Consider the following 6,610-nt stretch of genomic DNA (forward strand, 5'->3'; position numbering starts at 1 on the left):
CGCCTGACGACATTGCCCACATGAACCACGCGCTTGCTGTAGGTAAAGTAGCCGACCGCATGGAAACCGGCCTTCGTAAGTTGGGTCAAGCAATATTCACGTCCAGCCTTGCCGACCGCGCAACAGCTTCGCGCGTTGACGTAAATGCGCCGTTGATTGCGCCCGAAGTAGCGGCGGAATAATCATGCCGACTTTGGCCGAAATTCAATTGCAAGAACTGTCGGCATGGCTGTCGGCTTCGTCGCAAGACAGCCGCAGCCCGATGGGCGATACGATCAAGCGCAGCCCTTACAGCGAGTTCGTAACCGTCACCCTAGACGACGTGTTGCCCGACCTGTCGGCGGCTATCGCCTTGGGCTGTTTGCCCTTGCTTGTGGACCATGATGCGCCCGTAGCCGCCTTTGCAACGCCAGAAGGGCAACCCCTGTTGTCCGACCGGGCGGCGCATATCGAATGGCTTGCAGGGGCCGCGAAAACCGACCCAATGCGGGGTTTCCCGGCCTGTCAGGTTGTCAGGGTCGCCGAAGGGCAGACCTTGCGCCAAGCGGCTGTTTCTGCGGGCGTCTATTTTGACAACCCCGACGCGCTACTTGTGGGCATCCCAGCCGCCTGTTTCTGAAGATCTTCCTTGGGCCAACTTGGAAGCTGCCTGCCCCCCGTTACTGCAAGGTTTCGGGGGGCTCGTTTTATCTTTCAACCACGTTGAAATTCTCTTTCGTTTTATTCCAAACTTTTGTGCAGTTTTCGCGTCTAGGTCCAGCGAAGTAGTGACGCAAACTTTCGAAATCATGCTAAGGTCGTCAAAGTCTAGATGCGCCTTCTTCCCTTCTTTGAATTTGAAATGGGAACTCGGAAGCAAATCTTCGACGCGATCAAGAAAAATTCGGTTAACATATCCCCGATTGTGGGTTTGAATATTTCTAACTTCGATGAAAATTCTGAGAAGGTTTCTGTCCTTCTCTGTGCTGAATAGATCAATGTTTAGCGCCTCAGAAATAAACTTTTCGATTTGCTTAAGACCGCCGTAGGACAATGTATTTATTTTTCTGTCTATCAGGTAGTTGAGTAGTTCTCGACGGCTTGGATAGTTGAAGATTTCCTCTATCTTAACGGTTTCTCCAGATTTTATGATCTCTGGCTTTCTCTTCATAGCTTGCTGTATGATATTTGAGATATACCAAAGGAAGCTGTCAGCGATGCTTGTTGAAATGTTCTTCGAACTAATTTCACTAAAGCGATGTAGTTCTTTCGCTACGCGAACTGGGTTTTCGATGTGGGTTTGAAGACGCGCTTTCTTTTCTTCGTCCGTTTCAAGGTCGATTAGCGCCTTCGCAGCCGTAAGAGCAACATCATCTGCCCTATGTGCTAGGTTGAGCGTAAAGAAGAAGAAATCAATCGCTTCCTTATATGCGGACAAAAATTGCCAATAGGTTTGGGTGCATGTGCTAGATGCCGTTGGAAGGTAGAAACCTTCGGGTTGACCTTCATCGCTCATTCCGACGCCCTTCGACCAATGCTTTGCCTCACTATGCAGACTTGCCGACGCTTGACGCAAGCAAGGCGTTCACGAATGCGTGATCGCTTCGCAGAGGCTTCGACGGGTCAAAAGGGCGATCTGTTTGCTGTAGTAGTTCTGTAGTAGGTTTTTGGCGCCTAAAGTTTCCGCAGTAAGATCAATGGCTTACATGGGGAAGTGGCAGCCCGTAAGGGAATGCCACCCGCCCCAAAAGCCCAAGGAATAAAGGGCGAGGTGTCCCACGCGGGGCAGAAACTGTCGCTTTACGGACCAACGACTTAGCGTCAGGGTGTCCCACGGCTTCTCAGAATGCGGACCCTCCGAGTAATGGGGGCAAGGCATTGTTGTTCGACGGTGCGCGGACCGGCCATATCATGAAACAGCTTTGATCAAGGCTTCAGTGCAGGCCGCCCGTCGATCTGTCGACTTGCCACGACCGCGCCATGCTCGAGTTCGACACCTGCGTCTGGACGCTCGATCCCAACCGCGCCTTTCTGCCACGCATCTACTGCACTGGACCCGCTGCATCCGGAACCGGTCCCGCTACCCGGGTCCAGTTTTTCCTCCTGGTGAGATCTTGTCGTGTAAGTGTCTGGCTCTTCCCGTTGGCAACGATGCTGACAGGCTCGGCGGCTCGGCGAGGAAACAGGCGGCCTTCCGACCATTGCGTCCGCTGATGGACGATCTTCACCTTTACCCGCGCTACATGTTCGCAGAGTTCGTCGAGTTCGGGGATGAAGACGTAGTGATGCCCGAGAATGTCGCCGACGCGGCTGGCCGCAGAAAACCACCTGCGCTTTGTCTCGCTCCAAGGCTCTTTTTCCGGACAGACCCGAGGCAGGTAGAACATTGGGTGTCGCTGGCGCTGGACCATCTCTGCGCGGGTGTAGAATTCGATCTGCCAAGGGGACCGGAGTTGCGCGATGATCCCGCAATCCAGAATAGCAAATTTCGCCTTTGTATAGGGTGTCGTCGCGTCGGCGAGTGCAGAGCTATACCTGAACCTCACCCGGCGACCATTCAACTCCAATACGCGAAACAGGTCTGCGTTCTCCACGTCCCGCATCCCTTGACGGATCATGCTGATGTCGTTCGCGCCCGGTGATCCTGTCGTCGCACAGAGGATCGAGCAGAGCGCGGTGCAAATCCGCTCATTGCCGAACTTGTCGGTCAATTTCATATGAGAGGGCGTCCATCCAGGGTGGTTGTCGAGATGGTGATAGGTCGCATGAACGAGGCGAAGTGCGTTCAGGCTCAGTTTCCTTTTTTCGAGAAGTTGCACTACCTTCTCTTCGCATCTGTAGTGGCGCGGACTGGACATCAGCATCTCCTTCGGTTGATCCGAAGAGGATCTATGCCCCAGAGAGACCCGCGCAAAATGCAGGACCACCCAAACTTTCTGCCTGTATATCCGTGGTATCCGCTTGGACTGCCGTAGTCTGCGCAGGGACGGCCGTGAATCCCGTCATGCAAATCCGTGAAAATTGCGAAAGAAATCCCCGTGCGCGCCCGAATTACCCGTCATTCCCGATTAAATTCCGTCGTATTCTCCAGCGACCTCACTTAACCCTTTGTGAACTTATCCGAATTCCTATCGGGAACCTGAGGGAACCTACGAAAAAGGGTAGAACCCCAGAGGGAAAGCTCAGGTCAACTTTGCAAAATGAGGAGCCAAAGGGGCGGCTGTGCGCATCAACCTCATACGCCCCAAGATTGAACGCGCATGAGACGTGGTATCCTCCTGCAAAATCATGCAATCCTTGCCGAAAACGAGAGCAGGGAGGAATCGCGCTTATGAATGCCGTCGAGATCGAAGAAGCCGTATCCGCGCTGGCTGAGGCCCCTTTCGATGCCGCTGAGTTCCCGTTCAGCTTCCTCGCAGCCTTCGGCAACAAAGAGGCGACGATCAAGCGTCTCCGGACCGGCAACACCAACAAGTCCGACGTCGGCGGCGTCCTTCAGCGCAACAACATTCATATCGCTGTCGCCCCCGAGGGCCAGACGGTCGAAACCCTGGCAAATCTGCGCGCCAGCGCACAGACCCAACGCCAGAAGGCCAAGTTCATCCTGGCCGCCGATGGTGCCCATTTCGAGGCCGAGGAAATTATCTCGGGCGACGTCGCCTCCGGCCCCTTGGCCGACCTCGGCAACCACTTCGGGTTCTTCCTCCCGCTCGCAGGCATCTCCACCGTCAAGGAGGTCAAGAACAACCCGATCGACATCAAGGCGACCGGACGGCTCAACCGTCTCTACATCCAGATCCTCAAAGACAACCCCGATTGGCAGTCAGCGGGTAAGCGCAGCGATCTGAACCGCTTCATGGCACGTATGATCTTCTGCTTCTTCGCCGAGGACACCGGCATCTTCAACGGCGACGACCTCTTTACGGCCACTGTGCGCCAGATGACCGAGGCCGACGGTTCAAACACCCACGACGTGCTGCTGGAGCTGTTCCGCTCAATGAACCACGACCCGCGCAAGGGCGCGCGCGCCGGGGTGAAATCCTGGGCCGACGTCTTTCCCTACGTGAACGGCGGGCTCTTCAAGGACGACATCGGCTGCCCGACCTTCACCCGCACCTCGCGCGCCTACCTGCTGCGGGCGGGGGAGCTTGACTGGAAGACGATCAATCCCGACATCTTCGGCTCGATGATCCAGGCCGTCGCCGACGATGATGAGCGTGGCGAGCTGGGGATGCACTACACCTCGGTGCCGAACATCCAGAAGGTGCTGGACCCGCTCTTCCTCGACGATCTGCGCGAGCAGCTCGAGGCGGCGGGCACGAACAAGCGTAAACTTTTCAATCTACGCCAGCGCCTGTCGCGCATCCGGGTGTTCGACCCGGCCTGCGGATCGGGCAACTTTCTCGTCATCGCCTACATCCGCATGCGCGAGATCGAGGATGAGATCATGCGCCGCCGGGGCGAGGCGCTGGAGCGCTCGGCCATCTCCCTCACCCAGTTCTACGGGATCGAGATCAAGAGCTTCGCGGCCGAGATCGCCCGCCTGTCGCTGCTGATTGCCGAGTTCCAGTGCGACGTGCGTTTCATCGGCCAGCAGGAGGCCCGGGCGCTGGTCTTGCCGCTCCATGCGACGGGCAACATCGTGACGGGCAACGCGCTTCGGATCGATTGGGAGGAGGTTTGCCCGCCGGTGACGGTCTCACCGGAGGAGCAGGATCTGGGCGGGCCGACGGGGCGGTTGAACCTGGAGGGAAGTGGCGAGGGATTCGAGACGTATATCTGCGGGAATCCACCTTACCTTGGCAGCACGTGGCAAAACGTTGAACAGAAGGCCGATCTACAAAGCATATTCGGGAGGATAACGAAGAGCTGGAAGTCACTCGACTACGTTGCGGGCTGGTTCATGCAAGCTGCGAATTACGGGCCTCACGTTCGAACTGTGTCAGCATTCGTATCCACCAACTCGATCTGTCAAGGACAGCAGGTTCCTATACTGTGGCCGCCGATTTTTGACACAGGCCATCGGATCACCTTTGCACATACCAGTTTCAAGTGGGCAAATCTTGCCAGTCACAATGCGGGCGTGACGGTGGCGATCATCGGGATGTCGAACCACGCGGCCCCAGTTCGTAAGCTGTATGCGCTGAACGATGCCGGCGAGACGGTCATCAAGGGCACCGACAATATTAATGCCTATCTCATAGCGGCACCAAATGTTGTGGTCACAAAAGCAAGTCGCCCCCTGACCGAGGTTCCCGCGATGAAATTTGGGAATAAGCCTGTAGATGGCGGCAGCTTGCTGTTGAACGCTGATGAGGTAAGGATGCTCGGTCTGACCGAGACGCAACGGGAACGCTTCATCCGTCGGATTTACGGCTCGGCTGAATTCATTCAGGGCAAAGAACGTTATGTGCTCTGGATTGAAGACCGCCACTCGGCGGAAGCAATAGAAATCCCGCAAATTCGACAGAGAATTGAGGCGGTGAGGGTTATGCGTCTCGGCAGCCGCGATAAAAGCGCAAACGAAATGGCGTCGCGATCTCATCAAATGCGAGAGATGCGGATAGGAAAACACTGGACGATAACAGTGCCGCGCACTTCTTCGGAGAACCGCGCTTATCTGCCAAATGGAATTATCAGCAATCGTGCCACGGTGACGAGTAAACCGCCCCCAGTTTGCCGGAGGCTCCAAAGTAAGTATGGATGGAGCCCATGGAAAAAAGTAGCAGAGCCAACAGATTTTCGACTGAGGTGCGTGCCCGCGCGGTTCGGATGATTTTGGAACACGAGCATGAATACGCCAATCAATCTGCTGCGATCATGGCAATCGCACCAAAGATCGGATGTGGCAGGGACACGTTGCGGCGTTGGGTCAAACAATCCGACATCGATAACGGCCGCAAAGACGGGCAGACCTCTGATGAGCGCGCCCAGATCAAGGCGATGGAACGCGAGATCCGAGAGCTGCGCCAAGCCAATGAGATCCTGAGAAAGGCCTCAGCGTATTTTGCACAGGCGGAGCTCGCCCGCCCGTTCAAACGATGATTACCTTCATAGAGGAGCACCGCAATGACCTGGGTGTCGAGCCGATTTGCAAGGTTTTGCCAATCGCCCAGTCCACATTTTATGCGCATGCAGCGATCATCAAAAACCCAGACTTGGCCTCGGATCGTGCCAAGCGGGACGCCGATCTTAGCCCTGAGATTAAACGTGTTTGGGAAGAGAACAATGAAGTCTACGGCATCCGGAAGGTCTGGCATCAACTACAGCGTGAGAAGTTCACTATCGCACGCTGTACTGTGGCCAGGCTGATGAAACGGCTTGATATTCAGGGTGTTATTCGCGGAAAGGTGCAAAAGACAACCGTACCGGATAAGAGCCAACCATGTCCAAAAGACAAGGTGAACCGCAAGTTCCGAGCCCCGGCACCAAACATGCTTTGGGTAAGCGATTTCACTTACGTCTCAACGTGGCAGGGCTTCGTCTATGTCGCTTTTATCATCGATACCTTCGCCGATAAGATCGTGGGCTGGCGTGTTTCCAGCTCACCAAAAACAGATTTTGTACTCGATGCGCTGGAGCAGGCGCTGCATGATCGCCGCCCCGTTCACAAAGGTGGTCTCATTCATCA

4 protein-coding genes, 1 pseudogene and 1 other annotated feature are annotated in these 6,610 nt (G+C 55.6%); of the genes and pseudogenes, 3 read left to right on the forward strand and 2 right to left on the reverse strand.

Annotation, left to right across the window (positions count from 1 at the left end):
• Positions 1-184: 184 nt before the first annotated feature.
• Positions 185-619: a hypothetical protein gene (locus tag Q4577_RS20735; protein ID WP_303472494.1), complete on the forward strand. Its 435-nt coding sequence runs from the start codon at positions 185-187 to the stop codon at positions 617-619.
• Here the strand turns inward: Q4577_RS20735 and Q4577_RS20740 are convergent.
• Positions 587-1,495, reverse strand: a complete 909-nt coding sequence (locus Q4577_RS20740) for a hypothetical protein (protein ID WP_303472495.1) — start codon at positions 1,493-1,495, stop codon at positions 587-589. The two genes, Q4577_RS20735 and Q4577_RS20740, sit on opposite strands and share 33 nt — an antisense overlap.
• A 526-nt stretch (positions 1,496-2,021) precedes the next feature.
• Entirely contained in the window at positions 2,022-2,798 is a 777-nt protein-coding gene (locus Q4577_RS20745) for a hypothetical protein (RefSeq protein WP_303472497.1), read from the reverse strand.
• A gap of 512 nt (positions 2,799-3,310) precedes the next feature.
• On the opposite strand from Q4577_RS20745, the gene Q4577_RS20750 reads away from it, so the two are divergent.
• Together Q4577_RS20750 and Q4577_RS20755 are read left to right on the forward strand one after the other, a co-directional pair.
• Complete coding sequence (locus tag Q4577_RS20750) at positions 3,311-5,755, forward strand: DNA methyltransferase (protein ID WP_303472499.1); 2,445 nt, start codon at positions 3,311-3,313, stop codon at positions 5,753-5,755.
• A pseudogene (locus tag Q4577_RS20755) lies at positions 5,692-6,610 on the forward strand (IS3 family transposase); the annotation flags it as partial. The gene Q4577_RS20750 and the pseudogene Q4577_RS20755, both read left to right, overlap by 64 nt.
• Positions 5,979-6,094: a sequence feature (AL1L pseudoknot), on the forward strand. It overlaps the preceding pseudogene by 116 nt.

It is taken from the genome of Marinovum sp. 2_MG-2023 (assembly GCF_030548265.1).
Lineage (GTDB): Bacteria > Pseudomonadota > Alphaproteobacteria > Rhodobacterales > Rhodobacteraceae > Marinovum.